The 772-nt window shown below is 37.7% G+C and carries 1 protein-coding gene; it reads right to left on the bottom strand.

Features of this window, described 5'->3' with window-relative positions; translation table 11 throughout:
* Nucleotides 1–167: 167 nt before the first annotated feature.
* On the bottom strand, nt 168–772 hold a 605-nt coding region (locus IV87_RS10800), incomplete at its 5' end, for a transposase (RefSeq protein ID WP_156407384.1).

Genomic DNA, 772 nt, shown 5'->3' with positions numbered 1-772 from the left:
TAAAAAAACAGCCCTTGCGAGGGCTGTTTTTGAATGGGTTTGAATTTCAACAAGGAAATCGCATGTCGTTAAGTCAAAAATGATGTACGAATTAAAATTTGCGTGCTTCAAATAAACTCACAAAGAGTTATTTTGAAAATTTTGATTAATTTAGAGCGATTCGATAGCTACCAATGTAATTGTTGAATCTTGGCCAATACCTGATAGAACAATTTTTGATAAACATGTGAACTACTTAATTTTAAGTACAGTTTTCGACCACTTCGAACTAACTTTCCCGCAATTTTGAACAACCAAAGACGAAGCGTTCCAACACGCACACTGGCATGTTGCGGCGGTAAGGATAGTTGTTTGAAGAGACTCACTAAATTATAAGCTAAGACACTCAGCATCATCCGCGCATGGTTTTCAATAAAACCTGTGCTGTTAGTTTTGTCGAAAAAGAAACCCTCCTTGGCCTCTTTAATATCATTTTCCATTTGACCACGGTGTTGGTATAATTCGAAGGCAGTTTCTGGCGTTAATTTGGTTAAGTTGGTAAGCACGTATTCATGATTAAAGAGTAATTCACCAGCTTCACGCGTTGATTTAATATAGATTTGGCGAGGCTGATCCCAAGAACCAGCCTGATATTTAGCTGAATAATAGTGAATCTCGGTTTGATCCCATTGTTGTTCATCGTCAATTTGTACATAGCCTTCAGCCAAATCACGCAATCGGCGGTTAGCTTTTAAACGGACTAGATAAAACGCTTTGTGTTCTTCACAAGTAT

Origin of the sequence: Pediococcus ethanolidurans (assembly GCF_001437405.1) — a bacterium.
In the GTDB taxonomy this organism is placed as follows: Bacteria; Bacillota; Bacilli; order Lactobacillales; family Lactobacillaceae; genus Pediococcus; species Pediococcus ethanolidurans.
The sequence above is the reverse complement of the archived record's forward strand: the minus strand, read 5'-3'. Positions and strand labels throughout refer to the sequence as shown.